The 21,977-nt window shown below is 74.6% G+C and carries 22 protein-coding genes; 10 read left to right on the plus strand and 12 right to left on the minus strand.

The genetic code is table 11. From position 1 onward, the window contains the following. The first annotated feature begins 132 nt into the window (after nucleotides 1-132). Complete coding sequence (locus JOE43_RS16075; RefSeq protein ID WP_209514229.1) at nucleotides 133-1,929, plus strand: PQQ-binding-like beta-propeller repeat protein; 1,797 nt, start codon at nucleotides 133-135, stop codon at nucleotides 1,927-1,929. 18 nt (nucleotides 1,930-1,947) lie between these two features. On the opposite strand, the gene JOE43_RS02010 is transcribed toward JOE43_RS16075, so the two are convergent. Further along, nucleotides 1,948-2,097, minus strand: a complete 150-nt coding sequence (locus JOE43_RS02010; RefSeq protein WP_185230473.1) for a hypothetical protein — start codon at nucleotides 2,095-2,097, stop codon at nucleotides 1,948-1,950. 175 nt (nucleotides 2,098-2,272) lie between these two features. On the opposite strand from JOE43_RS02010, the gene JOE43_RS02015 reads away from it, so the two are divergent. Continuing rightward, nucleotides 2,273-3,994 carry a PQQ-binding-like beta-propeller repeat protein gene (locus JOE43_RS02015; RefSeq protein WP_209514231.1) on the plus strand — a complete coding sequence of 574 codons (1,722 nt, stop codon included), beginning with the start codon at nucleotides 2,273-2,275 and terminating at the stop codon, nucleotides 3,992-3,994. Nucleotides 3,995-4,046: 52 nt separating this feature from the next. Here the strand turns inward: JOE43_RS02015 and JOE43_RS02020 are convergent, their stop codons facing one another. The 6 genes from JOE43_RS02020 to JOE43_RS02045 all read right to left on the minus strand — a co-directional run bounded on the left by JOE43_RS02020 (nucleotide 4,047) and on the right by JOE43_RS02045 (nucleotide 11,997). Continuing rightward, on the minus strand, nucleotides 4,047-6,092 hold the full coding sequence (locus JOE43_RS02020; protein ID WP_209514233.1) for a glycosyl hydrolase: 2,046 nt from the start codon (nucleotides 6,090-6,092) through the stop codon (nucleotides 4,047-4,049). 77 nt (nucleotides 6,093-6,169) lie between these two features. Then, nucleotides 6,170-6,901 (minus strand): HlyD family secretion protein, encoded by a 732-nt coding sequence (locus JOE43_RS02025; protein WP_056057626.1) that lies wholly within the window; start codon nucleotides 6,899-6,901, stop codon nucleotides 6,170-6,172. Continuing rightward, nucleotides 6,898-8,973, minus strand: a complete 2,076-nt coding sequence (locus JOE43_RS02030) for a glycosyltransferase family 2 protein (protein ID WP_245187096.1) — start codon at nucleotides 8,971-8,973, stop codon at nucleotides 6,898-6,900. Before JOE43_RS02030 ends, JOE43_RS02025 begins: the two co-directional genes overlap by 4 nt. A gap of 461 nt (nucleotides 8,974-9,434) precedes the next feature. Next, complete coding sequence (locus JOE43_RS02035) at nucleotides 9,435-10,361, minus strand: hypothetical protein (protein ID WP_209514235.1); 927 nt, start codon at nucleotides 10,359-10,361, stop codon at nucleotides 9,435-9,437. A gap of 102 nt (nucleotides 10,362-10,463) precedes the next feature. Beyond that, nucleotides 10,464-11,348 (minus strand): hypothetical protein, encoded by an 885-nt coding sequence (locus JOE43_RS02040; protein WP_209514237.1) that lies wholly within the window; start codon nucleotides 11,346-11,348, stop codon nucleotides 10,464-10,466. A 55-nt stretch (nucleotides 11,349-11,403) separates the two neighbouring features. Beyond that, nucleotides 11,404-11,997, minus strand: coding sequence for a hypothetical protein (locus JOE43_RS02045; RefSeq protein ID WP_209514238.1), 594 nt, complete (start codon nucleotides 11,995-11,997; stop codon nucleotides 11,404-11,406). 136 nt (nucleotides 11,998-12,133) lie between these two features. On the opposite strand from JOE43_RS02045, the gene JOE43_RS02050 reads away from it, so the two are divergent. The 5 genes from JOE43_RS02050 (at nucleotide 12,134) to JOE43_RS02070 (ending at nucleotide 16,485) form a co-directional block, all read left to right on the plus strand. Further along, the gene (locus JOE43_RS02050; protein ID WP_167260517.1) at nucleotides 12,134-12,577 is read left to right on the plus strand and encodes a hypothetical protein; all 444 of its coding nucleotides are present in this window, start codon (nucleotides 12,134-12,136) and stop codon (nucleotides 12,575-12,577) included. 72 nt (nucleotides 12,578-12,649) lie between these two features. Further along, complete coding sequence (locus tag JOE43_RS02055) at nucleotides 12,650-12,988, plus strand: DUF3140 domain-containing protein (RefSeq protein ID WP_167260519.1); 339 nt, start codon at nucleotides 12,650-12,652, stop codon at nucleotides 12,986-12,988. A 114-nt stretch (nucleotides 12,989-13,102) separates the two neighbouring features. Continuing rightward, entirely contained in the window at nucleotides 13,103-14,233 is a 1,131-nt protein-coding gene (locus tag JOE43_RS02060; RefSeq protein ID WP_209514240.1) for a hypothetical protein, read from the plus strand. A 54-nt stretch (nucleotides 14,234-14,287) separates the two neighbouring features. Beyond that, complete coding sequence (locus JOE43_RS02065; RefSeq protein ID WP_209514242.1) at nucleotides 14,288-14,962, plus strand: SDR family oxidoreductase; 675 nt, start codon at nucleotides 14,288-14,290, stop codon at nucleotides 14,960-14,962. Between the two features lie 23 nt (nucleotides 14,963-14,985). Further along, nucleotides 14,986-16,485 carry a glucose-6-phosphate dehydrogenase gene (locus JOE43_RS02070; RefSeq protein ID WP_209514244.1) on the plus strand — a complete coding sequence of 500 codons (1,500 nt, stop codon included), beginning with the start codon at nucleotides 14,986-14,988 and terminating at the stop codon, nucleotides 16,483-16,485. Between the two features lie 113 nt (nucleotides 16,486-16,598). On the opposite strand, the gene JOE43_RS02075 is transcribed toward JOE43_RS02070, so the two are convergent. Next, nucleotides 16,599-17,396 (minus strand): transglutaminase family protein, encoded by a 798-nt coding sequence (locus JOE43_RS02075; protein WP_209514246.1) that lies wholly within the window; start codon nucleotides 17,394-17,396, stop codon nucleotides 16,599-16,601. 170 nt (nucleotides 17,397-17,566) lie between these two features. Here JOE43_RS02075 and JOE43_RS02080 point away from each other — a divergent pair, with 170 nt between their 5' ends. Then, nucleotides 17,567-17,914 (plus strand): ATP-dependent DNA ligase, encoded by a 348-nt coding sequence (locus JOE43_RS02080; protein WP_209514248.1) that lies wholly within the window; start codon nucleotides 17,567-17,569, stop codon nucleotides 17,912-17,914. 97 nt (nucleotides 17,915-18,011) lie between these two features. Continuing rightward, nucleotides 18,012-18,308, plus strand: coding sequence for a hypothetical protein (locus JOE43_RS02085; RefSeq protein WP_209514249.1), 297 nt, complete (start codon nucleotides 18,012-18,014; stop codon nucleotides 18,306-18,308). A gap of 76 nt (nucleotides 18,309-18,384) precedes the next feature. On the opposite strand, the gene JOE43_RS02090 is transcribed toward JOE43_RS02085, so the two are convergent. Next, nucleotides 18,385-19,044 carry a GNAT family N-acetyltransferase gene (locus tag JOE43_RS02090; protein ID WP_209514251.1) on the minus strand — a complete coding sequence of 220 codons (660 nt, stop codon included), beginning with the start codon at nucleotides 19,042-19,044 and terminating at the stop codon, nucleotides 18,385-18,387. Nucleotides 19,045-19,132: 88 nt separating this feature from the next. Here JOE43_RS02090 and JOE43_RS02095 point away from each other — a divergent pair, with 88 nt between their 5' ends. Continuing rightward, nucleotides 19,133-19,417 (plus strand): hypothetical protein, encoded by a 285-nt coding sequence (locus tag JOE43_RS02095; protein WP_209514252.1) that lies wholly within the window; start codon nucleotides 19,133-19,135, stop codon nucleotides 19,415-19,417. Nucleotides 19,418-19,644: 227 nt separating this feature from the next. Here JOE43_RS02095 and JOE43_RS02100 read toward each other — a convergent pair whose 3' ends face one another. From JOE43_RS02100 to hxlA, 3 genes are all read right to left on the minus strand, one after another. Beyond that, nucleotides 19,645-20,547, minus strand: coding sequence for a hypothetical protein (locus tag JOE43_RS02100; protein WP_245187097.1), 903 nt, complete (start codon nucleotides 20,545-20,547; stop codon nucleotides 19,645-19,647). 395 nt (nucleotides 20,548-20,942) lie between these two features. Next, entirely contained in the window at nucleotides 20,943-21,188 is a 246-nt protein-coding gene (locus JOE43_RS02105) for a DUF1653 domain-containing protein (RefSeq protein WP_209514254.1), read from the minus strand. A 114-nt stretch (nucleotides 21,189-21,302) separates the two neighbouring features. Then, nucleotides 21,303-21,926, minus strand: a complete 624-nt coding sequence (gene hxlA / locus JOE43_RS02110; RefSeq protein ID WP_167260538.1) for a 3-hexulose-6-phosphate synthase — start codon at nucleotides 21,924-21,926, stop codon at nucleotides 21,303-21,305. Between the last annotated feature and the right edge of the window lie 51 nt (nucleotides 21,927-21,977).

The following is a 21,977-nucleotide window of genomic DNA, read 5'->3' on the forward strand; positions in this document are numbered from 1 at the left end:
CTCGCTCGACCTGCGCCGCCCCGGCCGGAGCGACCCGCCATGCTACCCAGCAGACGGGCCCCGTGACGACGGGGCGGCCGGGCTGGGTCGGCTCCGTGGTGCGGGCTGCACCGCGACTCCTACGATGGCCGGGTGGACGACGACGAACGCGGGGCCTGGCAGCCGACCCCGCCGCCGCGCCCCGACGTCGCGTGGGAGTCGCGGGTCGGCCAGGGCGGCGGGCCCGCCCCCGCAGACGCCCCCGCCCGCACCGTCGGCCCCGAGCCGCACGCCGACGCCGACGCCGACGCCACCGGCACGCCCCCTCCCCCGCCCCCGTCGCGCCTCGCCGCCGCCGCGGCGTCCCTCGCCGCCGTCGCGCGCGCCGGCTGGGCCCGCCAGGGCCGCGCCCGCCGCGTCGGCCTCGCCGGAGTCGCCCTGGTCGCCGCGACCGTGCTCGTGACGACGGGCGGCGTGCTCGCCCGCCCGAGCTGGGCGCCCCTCGCCGCTCCCGGCGCCGCCGTCGACGAGCTGCGCGGCCCGCCCACCGACGGCCTCTGGCGCACCGACCTCGGCGCGGCCTTCGACCTCGACCTCTCCGACCAGTGCACCTCGCTCGAGGTGGTCGCCGACGTCGGCACCGACGACGTCGTGGTCGGCACGCGCTCCCAGGGCTACGGCGACGGCTCGCCCTGCGGCGGCACCGGCGGTCGACTGGTGCGGCTCGACACCCTCACCGGCGAGCTGCGCTGGGGGCTCGACCTCGGCGCCGAGCTCGGGCTGGCCGTCACGGGTGCCCGCGTCGCGGTCGCCGCCGACGGCGAGACGGCCCTCGTCTCGGCCGACGGCGCCTGGGGGCGGACCTCCGGCACGGTCGCCCGCGTCGACACGACCGACGGCCACGTGGTCGAGCGGCTCGACGACGAGGCCGCCGGGCTCGCCCCCGGCACCCTGCTCGAGGCGCTCGAGGTCGGGGGCGGCGCCGTGCTCACGTCGGCCACCGACCTCGACCGCTACGACCCGGGCGGGGGCCTCGAGCTCGGCCCGGGCGACGCCGACCGGCTCACGCTCTTCGCCGCCGACGACCTGTCGCACCCGGTCTGGTCGGGGCTCGGCGCGAGCGCCTCGCAGGCCTGGCTGGTCGGGGGCACGCTCGTGGCGCAGCTCGTCGACCCCGCGGCCTTCGCCGTCGACGCGGAGGAGGCGGTGGCCGACGCCGTCTGGTCGACCGTCGACGTGGGCACGGGCCAGGTGCAGCCGCTGCCCGGCGAGGCGCGCGACCTCGGCAGCGTGGAGGCCTGGGGCGACCGGCTGGTGCTCGGGCGGCAGGTCTCGTCGGCGGGCGACTCGGTCGTCTCGCTGGTCGACCCCGTCGAGGGCCCGGTCTGGTCGCGCGACCTGCCGCCCGGCACCTGGACCCGGCTCAGCGCCGGCTGCCTCGTCGTCTCGGACGACTCGGGCACCGTGACCTGCGTCGACCCCGACACCGGCCGCGCCCGCTGGAACCGGGAGCTCGAGACGGACGACGCGGGCTCGCCCGGCAGCTCCGGCCTGACGGTGAACGGCTGGGTGCTGCCCGGGTCGGGCACGCCCGAGGAGTCGCTGGTCGTCTCGTACGCACCCGGCCAGATCGAGGAGTCGTCCGAGGGCGAGACCGACCCCGTGTGGATCGTCGACCCGGCCACGGGCGAGACCCGCCTCGACCTGACGCTGCCGTCGGCGTCGGTGGTGGTCGCGGCCTCGCGGACGACCGGCTACGCCCTGCGCAGCTGGTGGAGCTCCGACTCCCCGCCCGCCGTCACGGCCTTCGACCTCGCCGACGGCCGGACCCTCTGGACGCAGGAGGTCGGCACGACCGGCTCGCTGTCGCCGTTCTGGCGCCGCACCCTCGTCACCGTCGACGACGGCGTCGCCCGGGGCCTCGCCGACGACGTGCGCCTGCCCGGCTGACCCCGCCCGCGCGAGCGCTCAGCGCACCAGCATCGGGAAGACGAACACCGCGAACAGGAAGAAGGCGGCCATCACCGCGAAGAGCACGTACGTGCCGCGGCCCACGGCGGCCTGCCCCTGGGCCTCGCGGCGGCGCATCACGCGGCGGCGGTAGACGACCTGGAGCACGATCAGGACGACCGCGGCGACGGCCAGGATCGTGACGACGAGGGCTTCGATGGGACTGCTCCGTTCGGGGGCGGCGGGCTGCCAGCCTACCGGCCGCGGCCCGGGCGACCGGTGGGCTCGTACGATGGCGCTGCACGAGGAGGCGCGGTGCGCGACCCCGAGGACGGAGGGCCAGGTGACCGAGGCTTCGTGGCGCCCGCCCCGCCCGCCCCGCGGCGACGACCCCTGGTCGGCCGGCGCCGACGACGCCCGCCGGGCCGAGCGGGCCGAGCGCGCCGAGTCGCCCCCCTCCGCCGACGAGGCCCCCGACGACGCCCACCCGACCGGCGCCGCCCGCCCCGATGACCGCGACGCGACCCGACGGCCCTGGCCGCGCCTCCTGCGGGGCCCGCACCGCGCCTCCCGGGGCCGTCGCCTGCTGCTCGCGGCCGGCGCGACCCTCCTCGCGACGACGCTCGTCGTCACGGCCGGGGTCGTCACGCAGCCGCGCTACCCCGTCGGGCGGCCGCTCGGCGGCGTCGTCGTCGACGAGCTGCGCCGGCTGCCGTCGCCCGAGGGCTGGGTGCTGACGCCCGACCGGCTGGGCGTCGAGGGGGTCGACACGGCCTGCCTCGACTACACCGTGATCGGCCGGGTCGGCGGCGGGTCGCCCGACCTGCTCGTCGCCACGAGCACGCAGCTGACCACCGTGCTCGGCGTCTGCGACGACCGCGACGGCCTCGGGGAGCGCGTCGCGCGGCTCGACCCCGGCACCGGCACGGTGCGCTGGTCGCTCGACTCGGACGCGGTGGGAGGCGGCGGCGGGGCCCTGCAGGTCTGGCCCAGCACCCGGCGCGGCGACCTGCTGCTCAGCACCGGTGCGTTCGGGGGCTTCGGCGTCTCGGAGTCCGGCTTCGCCCGCGTCGACCTCGACACCGGGGAGCTGCTCGAGGTGCAGGCGACCGACGCCGGGCTGCGCCGCGTCGTCGACGCGAACGACGACTGGGTGCTCGTCCGCACCGACCCCGACCGGAGGGGCGACCGGGGCACGTCGTTCGTCGACGGCGACTCGCGCAGCCGGCTCGAGCTCTTCGCCCGCGACGACCTCGACGCCCCGACCTGGTCGGGCTCGACCTCCGACCAGGAGGACGTCGTGCTGCTCGACGACGCCGTGCTCGTCTTCGCCCGCGGAGCGGCCGTGCGGGTGGACGCCGCGAGCGGCGAGACGAGCGCGTGGGGCGACCGCTGGCGCACCCCCGTGACGCCCGTGCGGCGGGGCGAGCTGCTGGCTGTCGACTCCCCCGGCTCGGACGGGCGCGTCGACACGGCCGAGCTCGTGGTCTACGACCTCGACGGCACGGAGCTCTGGCGCCGCCGCCACGACGCCGACCGCACGCCGGTGCTCGTGGGCGGCTGCGTCGTCTTCTCGGGGCGGGACGCGCTCGCGTGCGTCGACCACCTGACCGGCGACGAGCGCTGGAGCGTGCCGCGCGACGACGACGACCGGGGCGTGCCGATCGTGCTCGAGCCGCCGGTCGGCCAGAGCGGGCGCGACGCCTTCGTGCGGACGTTCGTCCGGGCCCCGTCGGGCGACGACGACGGCGACCGGGTCGTGGCGATGATCGACGACGCCACGGGCGAGCAGCTGCTCGAGGCGGCCGTGCCGAACGAGTCGACCATGGAGCGCGCGTCGGAGTCGGTCGGCTACGCCTTCTCGCTGCTGCGCTACGCGAACACCGGCGACCTCGTGGGCCGCTCGGTGACCGCGTTCGACCTCGGCGACGGGCGGCGGCTGTGGCGAGCGGAGCCCGACGAGCTCGGCGTCGACGACCTGCAGTTCTGGGGCGGGGTGCTCGTGGGCGTCTCGCGCGACGGCACCGTCCGCCGCTTCGGCGACCCCGTCCGCCTGGTCGGCTGACCGGGCGGACGGACCCCGCCCGCCTGACCGGGCGGACGGGGGGAGGCGCGGGTCAGCCCGCCGAGGCCGCCCCGGCGGCCAGGATGTACGCCATGGCGTACGACCGCGAGTTGCCGTTGTCGATCGCCGTGTCGGGCAGGGCGTCGAGGGTGGTCAGCGCCTTGGCAGCCGCGTCGGGCCCGGCCAGCGCCGAGTACATCAGGACGTAGTCGCCGAGGGCGCCCGTGAAGCCGTCGGGGGCAGCCTCCGCGACCAGCGCGTCGACCTTCTCCGCGCCTCCCGCGGGCTCCGACCCCAGGTAGCCGATCGAGGTCGGCGACAGAGGGATGAGCTGGATGCCGGCGATGGCCGAGGGCTCGGCCGAGAACCAGGTGGCGTAGTCGCGCTTGCCGCCCCAGTTGAGCGAGACGACCTCGTGGTCGAAGCCCTCGAAGACCGGGTCGGAGAGGTCGGGCGCGACGTAGTAGGCCAGGGCCGACTGCGTCTCCGCGCTGAGCATCCACGACGCCTCGTCGCCCAGGGCGGCGTCGCCGCTCGCGGCGGCCCAGAGGGCGAGGCCCGAGTAGGCCGTGACGGCCTCGGACGACGACTCCTGGTTGTTGCCGTCGGCGAAGGGCGAGTAGCCGCTCGCCCAGCTGTGCGACCAGTAGGGGTCGAACGCACGGCGGTCGGGGAACGAGCCGTTCTGCGCGCCGGAGGCGATGTCGGCGGCGAGCAGGTCCATCACGGGCTGCCAGCGCTCGGCGAGCTCGGGGTCGTCGGCGGCCATGACGCCGGCCGCGTAGAGGAAGTACCCGTAGTGGAAGTAGTGGTCGTTGAACTCCTCGGAGCCGAACGACACGGCCTTGCCGACGACGCCCTTCACCGCGGGGTCGTAGACGAAGCACTCCTGGTCGCGGGTCTCGCAGCCGGCCGGGTCGGTCCACAGGTCGAGCTCGTCGACGATGGCCTCCTTGAGGGTGGCCGCGGACTCGTCGTCGCCGAGCTGCACGGCGAGCTGCCAGAGCATCGAGGCCCGGTAGAGCGACTTGCCGCCGAAGTAGGTGTCGGCCGCGAAGGTGGGCAGGGCCGCGACGTCCTTCGTCAGCTGCTCGCCGACGGCGGTCTTCTGCTCGTCGGTGAGGCTGTCGAGGTCGAGGCTCGCGGCGGGCGCCGTGGTCGGCGCGTCGAAGGTCAGCGAGCTGCCGACCGCCAGGGGCACGGTGCCGTAGACGGTCTCGTAGCGGAGGCCGGTGTCGGTGCCGCCGGAGACCTTCGCGGTCTGCCCCTGGTGGGGCGCCGCGACGACGAGCGTGTCGCCGCCCGCGGCCGTGGCGTAGGCGAGCTCGGTGGTGGTGACCGCGTCGTCGCCCTCGCCGGAGGACGACCACGACGTCGCGACGCCGGTCAGCGGCGAGGCGGCCGCGTCGAGCACGGTCGAGACCTGCTCGGACGACGCGCCGGCTGGGATGGCGACGAGCACGACGCTGCCGCCCTCGTCGAGGTCGACGCTGGTGCCGTCGAGCGTGCCGCCGTCGACGACGACGCCCCAGGTGGAGTCGCCGACTTCGATCGTGCCGCGGCCGTCGCCGGCGGCCGTCACGGCGGCGCCGAGGGTGTCGGTCTGGGCCGAGGCCGCCGTGTACGACACGGTCGGCGAGCCCTGCGCGACCACGGTGTGGCCGAGCACGGCGTCGCCGTCGCGGTGCTCGACCGTGACGGAGACCTCGTCGTACGCGCTGACGACGGACTCGGTCGCGCCGAGGTCGAGCGTCACGTCCGGCAGGGCCGGCCCGACGATCGCCGTGGGCGAGGTGACCGGCTGCGGCATGCCGGCGGCGACGCCGTCGTCGGTCAGCTGGAACGAGATCGGGTACGGGAAGACCGGCATGGGGGCGTCGCCGAAGACGAGGCCGGAGAACCACTTGTTCGTCGGCGGCACGAGGCCGTCGGCGAGGCGCATCGTGGGCACGTCGCCGACCGACTCCTGCGGCAGGGCCTCGACCAGCGGGTCGACCTGCGACGCGGGGAACACGCCGCCCGTCGGGGGCGTGGAGTCGTCGGGCGTGGCCGTGCCGCCGTCGGGCGATGCGCTGCCGCTGGTGCAGCCGGCGAGCACGAGGGCTCCGGCGGCGGCGAGGGCGACGCCCGAGAGGAGGCGGGAGGCGGCGGGGCGGGGAGTGCGTGCGCTGATGGTCAGATGCCGATCTGTCGGAGGAAGCCCTGCACGGCGTCGGTCGGGCCCGCGAGGACGCCGTCGTCGCGGAGGTGGAGCTTGGCGGTGACGGGCGTGCCGGGGCTGACGAGCCCGCCGAAGGAGCCCTGGACGAGCTCGTCGCTGGCGACCTGGAGGGTCGTCTCGGCGCTGCCGTCCTGGGTCTCGACGGTCACCTCGGAGACGGTGCCGACCACCGAGGTCTGGTTCGGCAGCTGGAGGTCGACGACGGCGCCGGGCACGATGCGCTCGTAGTCACGGGGCGTCAGCACGAAGTCGGCGCGGACGAACAGGGTGTCGGACTTGTCGATGGTGGCGAGCGAGGCGCCGGCCTGCACGAAGCTGCCCTCCTTGAGGGTGACGTCGGCGACCGTGCCGTCGACGGCGGCCTTGAGGGTGAGCAGGCCGTCGGCCGCGACCGAGTAGGTGGCCGTGTCGTAGGTGACGAGGCCCTTGTCGATGTCCTGCAGCAGCGAGAGGCTCTGCACCTCGAAGAGGGTGTCGCCCTCCTTCACGGTGTCGCCGTTCTCGACGTACGACTGCGTGATGGTGCCGCTGTAGTCGGAGCCCACGGAGTACTCCTGCGCCGCGATCTCGGCGCTGGTGCTGATGGCCTGCTGCTGGCGCTGCGTGAAGATCATCGTCGAGCCGGCGACGAGCACCAGCACGACCAGGATCCCGGCGGTGAGCTTGAGTCGGTTCATCCAGGTCATGAGGTGACCTCCTGCTTCTGCTTCTCGGCGGTCGAGCCGTCGGTGTCGTCGGTGCGGCGGGCGGCCTCACGGCGGCCGCGTCGGGTGGCGAGCGCCTGGGCGCCGACGAGCATCGCGTGGCGCTCGTCGTCGCGGGCGGCCTGCTCGGGGTCGTCGCTGGGGGTCATGTCGGCGAGGTGGCGCAGCTCGCGCAGCTCCTGCAGCTCCTCCGCGGAGCGCGGGGCGGGCCGCGACACCTGGGTGCGGGTCGGGGCGGCGGAGGGCGCCTCGTCGTGGAGCACGAGGGCCTCGGGCTCGGGCAGTTCGCCGCGCTTCGCCGCACGGGCGTAGCGCTTGATGGCCCGGGCCTCGCGGCTCGCGGCGACCATGAAGGCGGTGAGGATGCCGGTGTTGAGGAGGTTCCACACCGTGGCCAGGGTCAGCACGCCGTTGTCGACGTCGCGCACGATGGCGACGAGGCTCGTCAGCGACAGGAAGACCCAGAACAGCACCTGCGGGATGATGAAGTTGAACGGCGACGAGACCTTGCCGGCCCGCCCCGTGACGCTCCACGCCTCGTCCTTGCCGCTCAGCACGTTCCAGAGGGCCTTGACGTAGATCGGGAACGACACCGACGCGAGCATCAGCACCTCCCAGCGGAACGACCCGAGCGTGTAGAACGCGAGCACGATCTGCATGAGGTAGAAGCCGGCGTAGAAGAGGAACCACTGCAGCACCGAGATGTGCAGGTTCATCGGGCGGAGGTCGAAGAAGATCTCCATCGGCGGCACGAGCAGCAGCAGCAGGGGCGCGATGCCGGTGAGGTAGTTCGTCGCGGTGACGAAGTACTGGAGGCGCTGGTCCATCGTGAGGCGGCGGCGCGGGCTGAGCGGGAAGTGGCGGAAGAGGATCTCGAAGCCGCCGGTCGCCCAGCGGAGCTGCTGCTTGCTGTAGGCCTCGATGGTCTCGGGGGCGTCGCCCACGGCGAGCGTCAGCGGGATGTAGATCGAGCGCCAGCCGGCCTCGTGGAGGTGCAGGCTCGTCCAGACGTCCTCCGACTTGGAGTCGGTGTCGATGCCGCCGACCTCGTCGATGGCCTCGCGGCGGAAGATGACGTTGGTGCCGACGCAGAACGCGGCGTTGAACCGGTTGCGGCCCGGCTGGATGAACTTGTAGAAGACCGTCTGCATGTAGCCCGCGCCGCGGCTGACGAGGCTCGTCAGGTTGCCGTAGGTCTGCGGGGTCTGGACGAAGGCGACCTTCTCGTCGACGAAGAACGGCACCGTCTCGAGCAGGAAGCCCTCCTTCGGCACGAAGTCGGCGTCGAAGATGGCGAAGTAGTCGCCCTTGGCGATGGCCAGCGCGTGGTTGACGTTGCCGGCCTTGGCGCCGTTGCTGCTCAGGCGGCGGATGTAGCGGGCGCCGAGGGCGGCGGCGAGGTCGCGGACCTCGTCGCTGCGGCCGTCGTCGAGGACCCACGTGCGGTGGGCGCCCCGGAGCGCCAGCGCGGCCTTGACCGTCGTGGCGATCTTGGAGAGCTCCTCGCCGTAGACGGTGATGAAGACGTCGACCGTGACCTCGCGGCCGTCGACGACCATCGGCCAGAGGTGCGGGGTGCCCTCGAGGCCGCGTCGCTCGATCTCGGCCTCGTCGAACAGGGTGTCCTGCGTGGCGTGGAAGTCGAAGTCCCGGGGGTCCTGACCGCCCGAGAGGATCGTCCACATGGCCAGCAGCGCCTGCACGACGAGGATCGCCTCGGCGACGATGATCATCGAGTAGGGCAGCAGGTCGCCGCGGTTGCTCGGGTTCAGCAGGAACTGCGCGTAGAGCAGGATGCCGAGGGTCGCGACCAGCACCAGCAGCACCATGACGGGGCTGTGGCTGCGCGTGCCCTCCGCCCGGGAGCGGACGGCCTCACGCTGCGCCGACACGGGTCGGCGGGTGCGGGCGACGGGCTCGACGACGTCGGGTGTCAGGTGCCGCACGACGGCTCGAGAGGCTGTGTCGTGCGTGTCGTCGGGCCCGCCGCCGTGGCGGGGGCTCTCGTCGGTCGTGCCGGGGGTGCGCGGGACGTCGCGCATGGTTCGGGACATGCGTGTGCTTCTCCAGGTTCGGGCTGGGGAGACCGGGCGACTGGAGCGGGGTGAGCGCGCCGGACGTCCGGTGAGGGGCGTCGGCGACTCCGGCGACGAGGGGCGACGGCCCCGGGGCGGGGGCACGTCGGACGGCCGGTCGTGCTGGTCGTCCGTGGGGGCACCAGGGGGTGTCGGCCGGAGGGGTGGTCCGGCTGCAGGGTGGCCCGGTCGTCGTGTGGGCCTTTCGGGGGACCGCACGTCGACTTCGATGAACAGTACAGGGGCGTTCGGAGCACACTAGCCCCCCGGACGGGGGGCATGTCCCCCGTCCGGGTGCCGACTGCCCCGGGTTGCCGGGCCTGACGCCCGCTCCGCTCGCCCGGATTGTCACCCGTCCGGGTGACGACGTCACCCCCTGCGGTGTCCCCCGGGCGAACCGGCGCCTCCCCGCGCGGATGCTCGACGGCGCGGCGGGTGCCTCAGGCGCTCGGGCCGCCGAGGCCGAAGAGGGCGACCACCTCGTCGAGGTCGCGGCCCAGGACGAGGTCGAGCGGCCCGACGTCGCCGGCGTCCGCCAGCTGCGCGACGGCCGCGCCCGACGAGCCCTCGACGGCACGGGCCCTGCCCGCGACCATGAGATCGACCGGCTCGGCCCCGGCTCGCACGGGCGCGTCGGGCAGCGGGTCGAGGCCGTCGGCGGCGCGCCGGTCGCCGGCGAGGGCCGCCAGCACCCAGCGTTCCGCGAGGCCGACCGGGCGCAGCGACGCGAGGGGCGACCGGTGCCCCCGGCCGAAGACGACCGTCATGGTGTCGCGGAGCTCGACATGCCAGGCGACGCCACCGACGTCGAACCGGCAGAGCTCGTCGGAGTGGAGGTCGACGACGGCCCCGAGGCGCTCCAGCGCCCGCACGGACGTCGGGCCCAGGAGGCGCGCGGTCGTCGAGGCCTCGCGCTCCCGACGCTCGCGCTCGAGCACCGCCCGGGCGGTCGGGGCGTACTCGGCGTCGAGCGCGTCCGGATCGAGCGGCGCGCCCTCGGCGAGGCGCGCGTGCAGCCACGCCGGGTCGAGCTGGCCGAGGTAGCGGAAGCGCACCTGGACGACCCCGGAGGGGTCCGGCGCGGTGAGGGGCCCGTCGGGGACGAGCAGGGCGACACCGTGGTCGACCGACCACACCGCGACGACGGTGCCGTCGACGACGGCCACCCACGACCAGCCCTGCGCGCGCACGTCGGGGCTGCTGCGCTCGACCACGTCGCTGACGAGCGACCCGGCCGGGACCCGCAGCTCGCGGCGGTGCGTCCGGGCGTCGTCGCCCATCGACACGCTCTCCCGGTCGACGACGACGACGAGCTCCGCGGGCACGTCGCTCGACGCCGCGCCGACGAGCCGAGACCAGATCCTCATGACCGTGACGCTACCGGCCGGTCGGTCCGGCCGCGCCCGGGGGCCTCCTGCCCCCGGGGGACGAGGCCCGGCGTGAGGCCACCATGCCGACGGCCGTGACGACTAGAGCGCGCCCGCCCACCCGGCGAGGAACTCCGCGCCCGCCTCGTCGTGGATCAGCCCGGAGGCGCTCGTCAGCACGGCGTACGGCTTCTCGGGGACGCCGTCGGCCGGCCGCACGTCGACGTGGGCGACGGAGTGGCCGTGCTCGTGCAGCCAGTCGGCCATCGCGTAGTCGCTCCGCGAGTCGCCGACCGTGCGCCAGGCGAGCGGCGCGGGGCCGTCGAGGGCGAGCAGCTCGAGGGCTCGCTCCGCACCCAGGTCCTTGCCGAGCCGCACGGACTCGATGTCGGTCGAGATGATCGTGGGGTCGACCCGCCACTGGACGGCGCCGGCGGCGTCGGGCCGCACGTCGTCGAGACGGCGCACCCCGGCGCCGCGGCGGGTCAGCGCCTCCATCGCCCTCTCGTCGAACTCGCGCTGGCGGGCCAGGTACGTGGCCGACTCGACGGTCGTCAGCTGCTCGATCGAGACCATCGCGCGCTTCGTGCGGTCGAAGAAGACGAGGTCGGCGTAGTCGCTCGCGACGAGCGCCTCCATCTCGTCGGCGAAGTCCGCGGGCATCGCGAGGCCCGGGTCGACCTGCACCTCGCTCATGCCCGTCACGCCGTGCTCGGGCCCGATCGAGAACCACGACGCGCCCTTCTCGCAGACCGCGTGCACGCGGGCCCCTGCGGGGAGGCCGGCCGCGATCATCTGACCGACGACCTCGTCGCGGATGAAGGCGTCGGAGCGGCCCGTGTTGAACACGACGGGCGTGCCCGCCGCGGCGAGCGCGACGAGGTCGCGCGTGATCTCGGGCAGCGCGATGCTGCGGGTGACGGGGCTGGCGATCGGCCCGTCGACGTCGAGGAGGAGACCGAGGGCGGGCTGCGGGGCGGCGTTCACCCGGTCATCTTCGCAGGCGCGGAGACCCGGGGAGTCGCGGGCCGGGTGACCGGGGTCAGGGAGCCGGGGTCAGCTCCGCCACCTGGGGCAGGAACTCGGCGAGCGCCACGCCCACGACGGCGACCGACACGGCGATGCTGACGACGGTCAGGACGAGGTAGACGACCATCGGCGCGACGCCCCGCCCGGTGCGGCGCTTGACCACGACGGCCCGGCCGATGACGTAGACGACGCTGAGGAACGCCCACGGCCACGCGAAGGGGCGGTCGACGCCGCGGCGCTTCAGCGTGCGCCAGTCGAAGAAGGCGAGCACGACGGTGAGCGCGTAGAGGCCCCAGCTGACGAGCTGGGCCACGAGCATGCCGGGAGACGACGGGACGGCCGTGCTGCCGGCCTCGGCGAGGCGGAGGCTCTCGTCGAGGTACGACGAGATGTCGACGAAGGCGAGGGTCAGCAGGCTGAGCAGCGGCGTGACGGCGATCGCCCACATGTACGGCGTCGACGGGTCGGCGTCAGTGCGCTGCGGCGCCGGCGGGCCGTACGCGTTCGGCTGGCCCGTCCACGGCTGCTGGCCGTACGCGGGCTGCTGGCCGAGGCCCTGGCGGGGGTCGTCGCTGCCGGGCTGGCCCGGGTAGGAGGGGAAGGTCATCGTCGGTCCGTCCGGTCGGGGCGCAGGGTCGTTCCACTGTAGCGACGAGGCGACCACCGCCTCCTCGGCCACGCGACGGAGACGCGGCCCCTCCCGGAGTGGGAGGATGGTCGCTCCGGACCTGAGGAGGACTCCCGTGGCGTTGCTCCCCGAGCCTGTCATCGCGGCGCTCGACGCGTTCGCGGCCCCCGACCGCCGCGACGACCTGCGGTCGCTCGCCGCCGGCGACACCGACCCGTCGCCCGACCGCCTCGCCGCGCTCACCGAGTCGACCGACTGGGTCGACATGGCGGCCGCCCACAGCGTCGCGCCCTCCCTCGGCGACCCCGAGGGCCTCCGGCGCCTGCTGACCGCCATGGGGGCGGAGGGCCGCTGCGCCGTCCTCTCCTCCGCCGGCTCGGAGGACGACCGCGACCTCGGCGGCGCCCTCGACAGCGTGCTGCACCAGTCCGGCGGCGCCCTGGTGGTCTGCCGACCGGGGCCGCTCGCCTTCCTGATCACCGCCTCCGGCGAGCACTGGCTGCTCAGCGACCGCGAGGTGCCCCAGCTCACCGGCCCGATCCCCGTCGTCAAGCCGTAGCCGTCACCCACCCGGGGCGTCGACACGACACCCGGGGCGGACAGGCCGCCGCCACGGGTGCAGTGTCGGAGCATGGCTGATGACGACGACCGGCAGACGACCTGGGACGACTTCCACGACGACGTGACGATGACCGCGTCGGAGTTGGAGGCGTGGCTCGAGACAGACGAGTCGAAGGAGGTCGGGCAGCACTCCGAGCCCGGCGGCGAGTCGGTCGGGCACGAGAGCGGTCGGCACATCGTGCGCATCCTGCACACGAAGAAGGCCGACCTCACCGACGACGACTGGGCCCACATGGCCAAGGTGCACGGCTACGTGGCGCGGCACTCGAAGCAGCGCCCGGACGGCGACGTGACCGACACGAAGTGGCGCTGGTCGCTGATGAACTGGGGCAACGACCCCCTGGGGTGAGGCGGAGCCAGTCTTCCTCGGATCCGAGATACCTTGCGATACCTTGCCTCAGGTATCCACTCGTATCCGGAAGGGAAGTTCGTGTCTCGACCCAGTCCCTACACACCCGGCGAGGTGGCGCACTCCATCGTCGGACGAGCCGCGCAGTTGAGCTACTTCGACGAACGCATCCAGGTGATCACGCAGTTGCGACGGTTCGTAGCCCGCGTCAGGGTGGATCACGCCTCCCTCGGGCTGGGCAAGACGACCCTGCTGCGGCAGGCCGAGCGGCGGATGCGCGCAGCGGGCATGCGTACGGTCTGGGTCACGGCGGACCCGGAGGAGTCACTGGTCGCGAGTGTCCTGGGCAAGCTGGCCAGCACAGTCCCTCCTGGTTCGTCCCGCTGGGATGCTCTCAAGGCGTCCGTGGACTCAGCGAGCCTGTCGCTCGGCATCCCCAGCATCGTTGAGGCCTCGGTGACGATGAGCCCGCAACGGACTGCCCCCACGGCGGGCGCGGCCGAGTCGTTCAAGCAGGCGATCGTCGCGGCGACCGATGCCATCGAGGCCGACGGCGGCACGGGCCTGGCCGTCCTCGTCGACGAGATCCAGGCTGCCGACGCGAGTGGGCTCCGTGCCATCGCCTACGCATGGCAAGAGTTGGCTAGCGAGCGACCCAGCACGCCGGCAGGCTTGTTCGCAGTCGGCCTGCCGAACACGTCCGAAGTGATCGGGAGAGCGGTGACGTTCAGCGAGCGTTTCGACTATCGCCCTCTCCTCGGTCTGGCCGATGAGGAGGTGGAACTGGCTCTGGCCGGTCCCGCCTCGAGTGCCGGGGTCCGGTGGACGACCGACGCTCTGCAGCTGGCGGTCCGTGAATCGGAGGGATACCCGCACAAGGTGCAACTCCTCGGCGACGAAGCATGGAAGGCAGCCGGGTACCCACCCGCGGGAAGCGTCATCACGGAGTCGATGGTCACAGCTGCTCTCTCAGGGGTCGATGAACAGATGGCGGAGCTCTTCCGAGCCCGATGGAGGAGCGCGTCGCCCGCTGAGCGTGCGATGTTGCTCGCGATCGCTCGTCTGGGAGGCACCCGGGTGAAGCGAGAGGAGATCGCCGACGCGCTAGGGAAGTCGACGAGGAGCATCAGCAGCGCACGTGACCGCCTGATGCAGAAGGGCATCGTCGAAGCCTCGGAATTCGGCTTCCTGAGCTTCACCGCGCCGGGTTTCCGTGAGTACATCCTCAGGATCGAGGAGAACTAGCGCGGATCAGGTCGCGGCGGGCCCGGCGTCGGGGGCCCGCGGCAGACTGGTCGCATGAAGACCGCCCTCGTCACCGGATCCACCCGCGGCATCGGCCTCGCCGTCGCCCGCGACCTCTCCCGCGACCACCACGTCGTCGTGCACGGCCGTGACGAGGAGGCGGTGCGCGCGGTCGTCGCGACGCTCCCGTCGGCCTCGGCCTGGGTCGCCGACCTCTCGGGGCCGGCCTTCGCCGCCCCCGAGCTCGACCGCCTCGACGTCGTGGTGCACGCCGCCGGCGTGATCGGCGGCGACACCGTCGACGCGACGACGCGCGACGACTGGCGCCGCGTCTTCGAGGTCAACGTCTTCGCCGTCGCCGAGCTGACCCGCCAGCTGCTGCCCGCGCTCCGGGCCGCCGAGGGCACGGTCGTCGCGATCAACAGCGGCTCCGGCTTCACGGCCGGCACCGGCGGCGGCACCTACGCCGCGAGCAAGTTCGCCCTGCGCGCCCTCACCGACGCCCTCCGCGAGGAGGAGCGCCCGCACGGCGTGCGCGTCAGCTCGGTCCACCCGGGCCGCGTCGACACCGACATGCAGCGCGAGCTCGTCGAGAAGGAGGGCGGGCGCTACGACACCGCGCTCTACCTCGAGCCGGGGTCGGTCGCCGACGCGGTGCGGCTCGTCGTCGACCTGCCGCACGGCGCCACCGCCGAGGTCGTCTCCGTGCGGCCGACGCGCCGCGCCTGACCCGGCGGTCTAGCGTGCACCCCATGACGACTGCGAACACCGAGACGGCCGCCAAGGCCGGCTCGTCGGCCCACGGCCCCGCGACCCTGCTGATCCTGGGGGCGAGCGGAGACCTCGCCTCGCGCCTCCTCATGCCCGGCCTCGGCGGGCTGCTCGCCCACGAGCCGCAGCGCCGCGTGCAGCTGATCGGCGCCGGCGTCGAGGAGTACACCGCCGAGGAGTGGACCCAGCGCGTCCGCGACTCGTTCGCGTCGGTCGACGCCTCGGGCCCCGCGGTCGACGCCCTGCTCGAGTCGACGCGGTACGTCACCGCCGACGTCACCGGCGCCGAGGGGCTGCGCACGCTCGTCGAGGCCTGCGACTCGCCGCCCTCGATCTACTTCGCCCTGCCGCCGGCGATCACCGAGAAGGCCTGCGCCGCGCTGCGGGAGGTCGACCTGCCCGACGGCACGGCCCTCGCCCTCGAGAAGCCGTTCGGCACCGACCTGGCGTCGGCGAAGGCGCTCAACCGCTCGGTGCTGAAGCTGGTTCCCGAGGACCAGGTGCACCGCGTCGACCACTTCCTCGGCCGGTCGACCGTGCTCAACCTGCTCGGGCTCCGCTTCGCGAACCGCCTCATCGAGCCGATGCTCAACAACCAGCACGTCGAGAGCGTCGAGATCGTCTACGACGAGGAGCTCGCCCTCGAGAACCGCGCCCGCTACTACGACCACGCCGGCGCGATGGTCGACATGATCCAGAGCCACCTGCTGCAGGTGATGGCCGTGCTGACGATGAACGCGCCCGCGACCCTCACCGCCGCCGACCTCCGCGACGAGAAGGAGCTCGTGCTGCGCGCCACCCGCATCTGGCAGGACGACGCGACGCGCCACACCCGCCGGGCCCGCTACGGCGCCGGCTCGGTCGACGGCCGCGAGCTGCCGGCGTACGCCGACGAGCAGGGCGTCGACCCGTCGCTCGAGACCGAGACGCTCGCCGAGGTCGTCGTCGAGGTGCAGAACTGGCGCTGGGCCGGCGTGCCGATCCTGCTCCGCTCGGGCAAGGCGCTGGCCTCGCGCCGCCGCGAGATCGTCATCACCTTCCGCCCGCCGGCGCACGTGCCGCGCGAGTTCGTCGGCGGCGGCGAGCCCGACCGGCTGCGCATCGCGATCAGCCCCGACGAGATGTCGCTCGAGCTGAACGTGAACGGGCCGGGCGACGCGTACGACCTCTCCCGCGCCTCCCTGAAGGCCGTCTTCGGCGCGTCGGACCTGACGGCCTACGGCGAGGTGCTCGAGGGCATCCTCGACGACGACCCGACGCTGTCGGTGCGCGGCGACTCCGCCGAGGAGGGCTGGCGCATCCTGACACCGGTCGTGCAGGCCTGGTCGAGCGGGGCCGTGGCCCTCGACGAGTACCCGGCCGGCTCGGCCGGGCCGTCGTCGTGGCCCGCGGGGCCCCTGCAGGACGAGCCCGCCGAGCGCTCCGAGGAGGGCGCCGAGCTCGCCCACGACGCCGACGACCCGCAGGCCGGGCGCGACTGAGCCGGCGGCCCGGGCGATCGACGGCTCTGGGCCGCCGGTGCTCCGGTGCTCCGGTGCGCGGACGCTGCCGCTGCCGCTGACGACCTGAGGGAGACGCGGGTCGGCCGCCGCGCTCAGCCGAGCGTCACGAAGGCGGTGACGTCGTCGCGCGGCAGCTCGTCGGCGACCGCGGTGACCGTCATCGACCGCAGCCCCACGTACGCGCCGTAGCTCGAGAGGAACGCGGTGTCGCTCGCGTCGCGGCCCGTCGCGATGCGCACGAGCGTCTGCCGCGGGGCGAGGGCCGTCGCGTCGACGACGTGCCACGCCCCGTCGACCCAGGCCTCGGCGACGGCGTGGAAGTCCATCGGCGCGAGGCCGGGCGCGTAGACCGACACGAGCCGGGCGGGCACGTCGAGCGCCCGCAGCAGGGCGACGACGAGGTGCGCGTAGTCGCGGCAGACGCCCCGCCGGTCGAGCAGCGTCTGGACGGCGCCGTCGGTCGGGGCGCTCGCGCCCGGGACGTACGCCAGCTGGGCGCCCACCCACGAGCTCACCGCGGAGAGGAGCCCGCGCCCGACGAGGCCCCGGAACTCGGCGCGGGCGGTCGGGGCGAGGGTGTCGGACTCGCAGTAGCGGCTCGGCCGCCGGTAGCGGACGAGGTCGATCTCGTCGCGCTCGGGGGCGTCGGCGTGGCCGGTCACGGTGGCCCGGTAGTCGACGACGACCGTGCCGGGGCCCACCTCGCAGAGGTGCAGCCGCGTGCCGTGGCGGTCGTCGACCTCGCGCACGTCGACGGGCTCGCCGTCGAGCGTGACGACGAGCTGCTCGTCGAGCTCCGTGCCCGGCAGGCGCGCGGCGGCGATCGAGAGGACGAGCTCGGCGGGGCCCGCCACGTCGAGGTCGAGGTGGGCGGTGGCGGTTCGGCGCATGCGCCGATGATGCCAGGCCGCGAGGTCGGGCACGTGTCGGCCCCGTCACGGGCTCGTGACACGACGGGTGCGGCACTAGCGCGGGGGTCTCGACGGTGTCAAGGGGTCGGGACCGGAGCCGTCCATGCCCGGGCGGGCATCTACCGTAGTGAGCTGAGGAGGAGCACGTTTTGGGGACACTGTTCTACGGGTCGGACCGCACGGCCGTCGACATCGACGACCGGACGCTCGCGCACCTCCAGCTCGCCGTCGTCGCGAAGCTGCGTCGGCACGAGAGCTTCTCCCTCACCTGGCGCGACGCCGACGGCTCGGGCCAGGGGCGCCACGTGCTCTGGGTGCACGAGTCCATCCCGCTCCGCTTCGTCTACGCCGGCAGCCGCATGGCCGCGATCAACCGCGCCTGGGTCGACGCGATGCTCGCGACGGCGACCACGACCACGGGCATGCGCGTCGTCCCCGAGCCTCCGCTCGGCAGCGCGGCCGTCGCTGCGGGGGACGCGGCCTCCGCGCTGGGCTGACCCGCGCCTCCCGGGCGCCGTGCGTCCGTGCTGGTGACGGCGCCGGTGATCGGCACCCCGCGGCTCGGCTGTCAGGGGTCGGCGGTTGGATCGGGGCATGCCCTCGTACCGCGTCGCCCTCTCCGTGGGCACCCTGCGCCCCGGTTCCCGCCCCGACGAGCTGCTGCCCCGGGCCGCCGACGCCGCGGCCGAGCTGACGACGGTGGAGGCGCGCGACATCCTGCTGAGCCGCGGTGAGCCCCAGCTCGTCGTGCGCTTCACCTCGCCCGACGACGACGTCGCGGTGGCCGTCGGCGCCGTGGTCGAGGCGACGGTCGGCGAGCTCGCCGACGTCCTCAGCGGCCGGGTGCTGCGCCGCGACGGCGGGGCCTGGACGCTGGTCGCGGCCGTCTGACGCGGGCCTGCGGGCGCGGGCTCGGGCTCGTCGGCGCTGGCCGGGGCCTGCGGGAGGCGCGGTGCGGGCCCGCGGGCTAGCCCACGCCGGGTGCGGCGCGGTCCGGGCGGACGAGCCGGCGCTCCCACGCGCCGGTCGGCACGTCGAGCTTGCGCGTGCCGTCGGCGACGAACCCGTGCCGGGCGTAGAACGCGAGGGCCCGGGCGTTGCGCTCGAAGGCCCAGAGGTACGCGGCCCCGTCGCCGAGCGCCTCCTGCAGGAGGGCGTCGGCGAGGCCGCTGCCGCGGTGCGCGGCGCCGACGTAGAGGGTGGTCAGCTCGACGAGGTCGAGGTCGAACGGGTCGTGGCGGAGGTCGCCGTGCGCCCAGCTGACGACGCCGGCCACCTCGCCGCGCGCGTCGTCGCCCGGGGCGTCACGTGCGTCGTCGCCCGGGGCGTCGCGTGCGTCGTCGTCCGACGTGCCGCTCGCGGCGTCGCGCACGCGGGCGACCACCACGTGCCGTGCCGGCGAGGCGATGCGCAGGCCCCACGAGGCGACCCTCTCGGGCACGCCCACGGCCGCGAGGTAGGCCGGGTCGACGACGTCGCGGTAGGCCTCCCGCCACGTCTCGGTCTGGAACACGGCGATGTCGTGCACGTCGGCGGCGCTGGCGGTCCGGAGCGTCCAGGGCCGGGGCGCCGCGGGAGTCACCGCAGGAGTCGCCGCGGCGTCGTCACGGGGCTCCGGCCGGGTCATGCGCCCATCCTGCCCAGGGCGACCGGACGGTGTCCGGGTGACCCGCGCCTCCTCGACCTCTCCCCCGTCGGGTGCGTAGGCTCGGCGCATGAGGGGACGGGCGAAGGTCACGACCGCGCTGCTGACGGCGGCGCTCGGTGCCGTCGTGCTCGCCGGCTGCGGCGACGACGACCCGGTCGTCGAGGTGACGCCGAGCCCCGTCAGCCCCACCGCGACTCCGGAGCCCGCGACGCCCGAGCCCACGCCCGCGCCGACCGTGACCGTGCCCGCCTCCCCCGGCGACGGCGCGTCGGAGCCCGGCCCGGCCCCGACCTCGCTCGTGCCCGTGCCGCGCGAGGAGGACGAGTACAAGACCATCCCGCCGCAGACCTGAGGGCCGACGCCCGGCGGGCGGGTGCGACCGGGGCGGGCCGTCACGGTCGCCCGCCGGGGTCGCAGTCGCCCGCCTGACCCCGAACGCCCAGCGGGAGCCGGGCGGGCGCCGGGCGGGAGCCGGGCGGGTGCCGGGCAGGCGCCGGGCGGGACGACGACGGCGGGGCGCCTCCCGAGGGAGGCGCCCCGCCGTGAGCGGGTCAGGCGACGCCGATCAGCAGGCGCCGATCAGTACCAGTTGACCGACTGGCTGTGGCCCCACGCGCTGCACGGGGTGCCGTACGCGCGCTTGATGTAGTCGAGGCCCCAGGCGACCTGCGTCGAGGCGTTGGTCGCCCAGTCGCTGCCGGCCGTGGCCATCTTGCTGCCCGGCAGGGCCTGCGGGATCCCCGTGGCGCCGCTCGGGTTGTAGGCCTGGTAGTTCCAGCCGGACTCCTTGGTCCAGAGGTTCACGAGGCAGCCGTACTGGTCGCTGCCCCAGCCGTACTTCGACGAGGCGAGGGACTGCGCGGTGGCCTTGGCACCGGCGGGCGTGTTCTGCGCGGCGAGGGCCGCGGCGGCGTCGGCAGCGGCCTTCGCGGCGGCGGCGGCCTGCGCCTCGGCCTCCGCCTGGGCGGCGGCCGCAGCGGCGGCGGCGGCCGCGGCGTCGGCCTGGCGGTCTGCCTCGGCGGCGGCCGACTGCACGGTGCGGGCGCTGTCGACGGTCGCGGCGACCCGGTCGGCGAGCGTGTCGGCGTCGAGCGACTCGTAGTCGGCCAGGGAGGCGACGCTGGTCTGCAGGGCCGAGGCGTCGACCTTGCCCTGCGACGACGCGACGACCTGCGACGCCGCGTCCATCGTGGCCTTGGCCTGGGCGTCGGCGAGGGCGGACGCGATGGCGTCCTCCTGCCGCTCGGTCTCGGCGGCGTGGGCGGCGGCGACGGCCTCGGCCGACGGCGCTCGGTTCACGAGGGCGAAGCCGGAGCCGGCCACGAGGGCGACCGCGGCGATCGAGCCGATCGCGACGGTGCGCCGACGGGCGGTGCGGCGGCGGGCGGAGGCGAGCTCGCGGCGGGTGGGGGCGGCCGCGGCGGGGGCCGCCGGCCTCGTGCCCTCGGCGGGCACGGTGCTGCTGGTGTTCTCGGGGGTCATGTCGTCCAATGCTCGGCCGACCCGCGCCTCCGGAGGGGGTCCGGGTGCTCCTCGAGGGAGCGGGCACGCGTCACGCGGGGGCGATCACCGCGCTGGCGGTGTCGGACGGTCCCTCCGGATCTCGGGGCACGGCGTCTCCGGCCTGCGGGGGCAGGCTCCCGGGGTTCGGGCGAGACGGCGCGAGGACGCGTCGGCGTGACGGGGTCGGTGTCGGTGGTGCGGCAGGGCTCGGAGCCCGTTGCTTCGTCCGCGCTCCCGCGGGGGACAGGGCGTACGCGGAGACGAAGCGGCAATCATGCACGCCCGGCCTGAGCATGACCGACCGGGTTCCTGGCAAACCACTGGGCACTCTCGACCTCGGCGCACATGCCCAGGGCGGCATGGGCTCGGGCAGCTCAGTGCAGGCGGGTGAAGCGGGGGCCGCCGTGGTCGCCCCGGGTCACGTACGCGACGAAGTCGGCGAGGGGGCGCACCCAGAACGAGTAGTCGTCGTAGAGCTTGCGGTAGAAGACCAGCCACTCCTCGGTCTCGCTGTGCCGGCCGGTGCCGACGACCTCGTAGAGGGCGCCCTTGAAGTGGCGGTAGATGCCGGGCTCGGGAGGCGCGGGCGGGGGCGCGGGGGCGGGCGTCGGCTCGGTCATGCGCCCAGGCTAGGACGCCTCCGGCCCGCGACGCACCACGTCCTCGCACGGGAACCACGCCGCGGCGTGGCTCCTCGGCGAGGACGTGGTGCGTCAGCGCGGAGGGGGCGCGAGTTACTTGATCGCGGCGCGGATCTCGGCGGCGGCGCCCGCCACGTCGTCGGCCGAGTAGATCGCGGCGCCGGCGACGGCGACCTGCGCACCGGCGTCCTGCACCGAGCCGACCGTCGCGGCCTTCACGCCGCCGGCGACGGAGAACGGCACGCCCGAGGCGCGGCCGGCCTCGAGCAGCTTCTCGAAGGTGAAGCCCTCCTCGGCCTGCTCGTCGAGACCGGCGTGCATCTCGACGAACTCGGCGCCGAGCGCGACGACCTCCTTGGCGCGGGCGGCCTTGTCGCTGACGCCGATCAGGTCGACGACGATGCCCTTGCCGTGCGCCTTCGCGGCCTTGACGGCACCGGCGATGGTGCTGTCGCCGGCGACGCCGAGCACGGTGACGAGGTCGGCACCGGCCTTGAAGGCCTCGTCGGCCTCGAGCTCGCCGGCGTCCATCGTCTTGAGGTCGGCGAACACGATCTTGTCGGGGTGCGCCTCCTTGATCGCGGTGATGGCGCGGAAGCCCTCGGCCTTGATCAGCGGGGTGCCGAGCTCGATGATGTCGACGCTCGGGGCGGCGGCGGCGGCCAGCTCGAGGGCGGCGTCGGTGGTCAGGGTGTCCATGGCGAACTGCAGCTTCATGTGGTGCTCCTTCTGTGGTGGGGTGAGGGGGTGTCGAGGAGGCGCGGCGCG

The organism is Frigoribacterium sp. PvP121, from assembly GCF_017833115.1.
GTDB lineage: Bacteria > Actinomycetota > Actinomycetes > Actinomycetales > Microbacteriaceae > Frigoribacterium > Frigoribacterium endophyticum.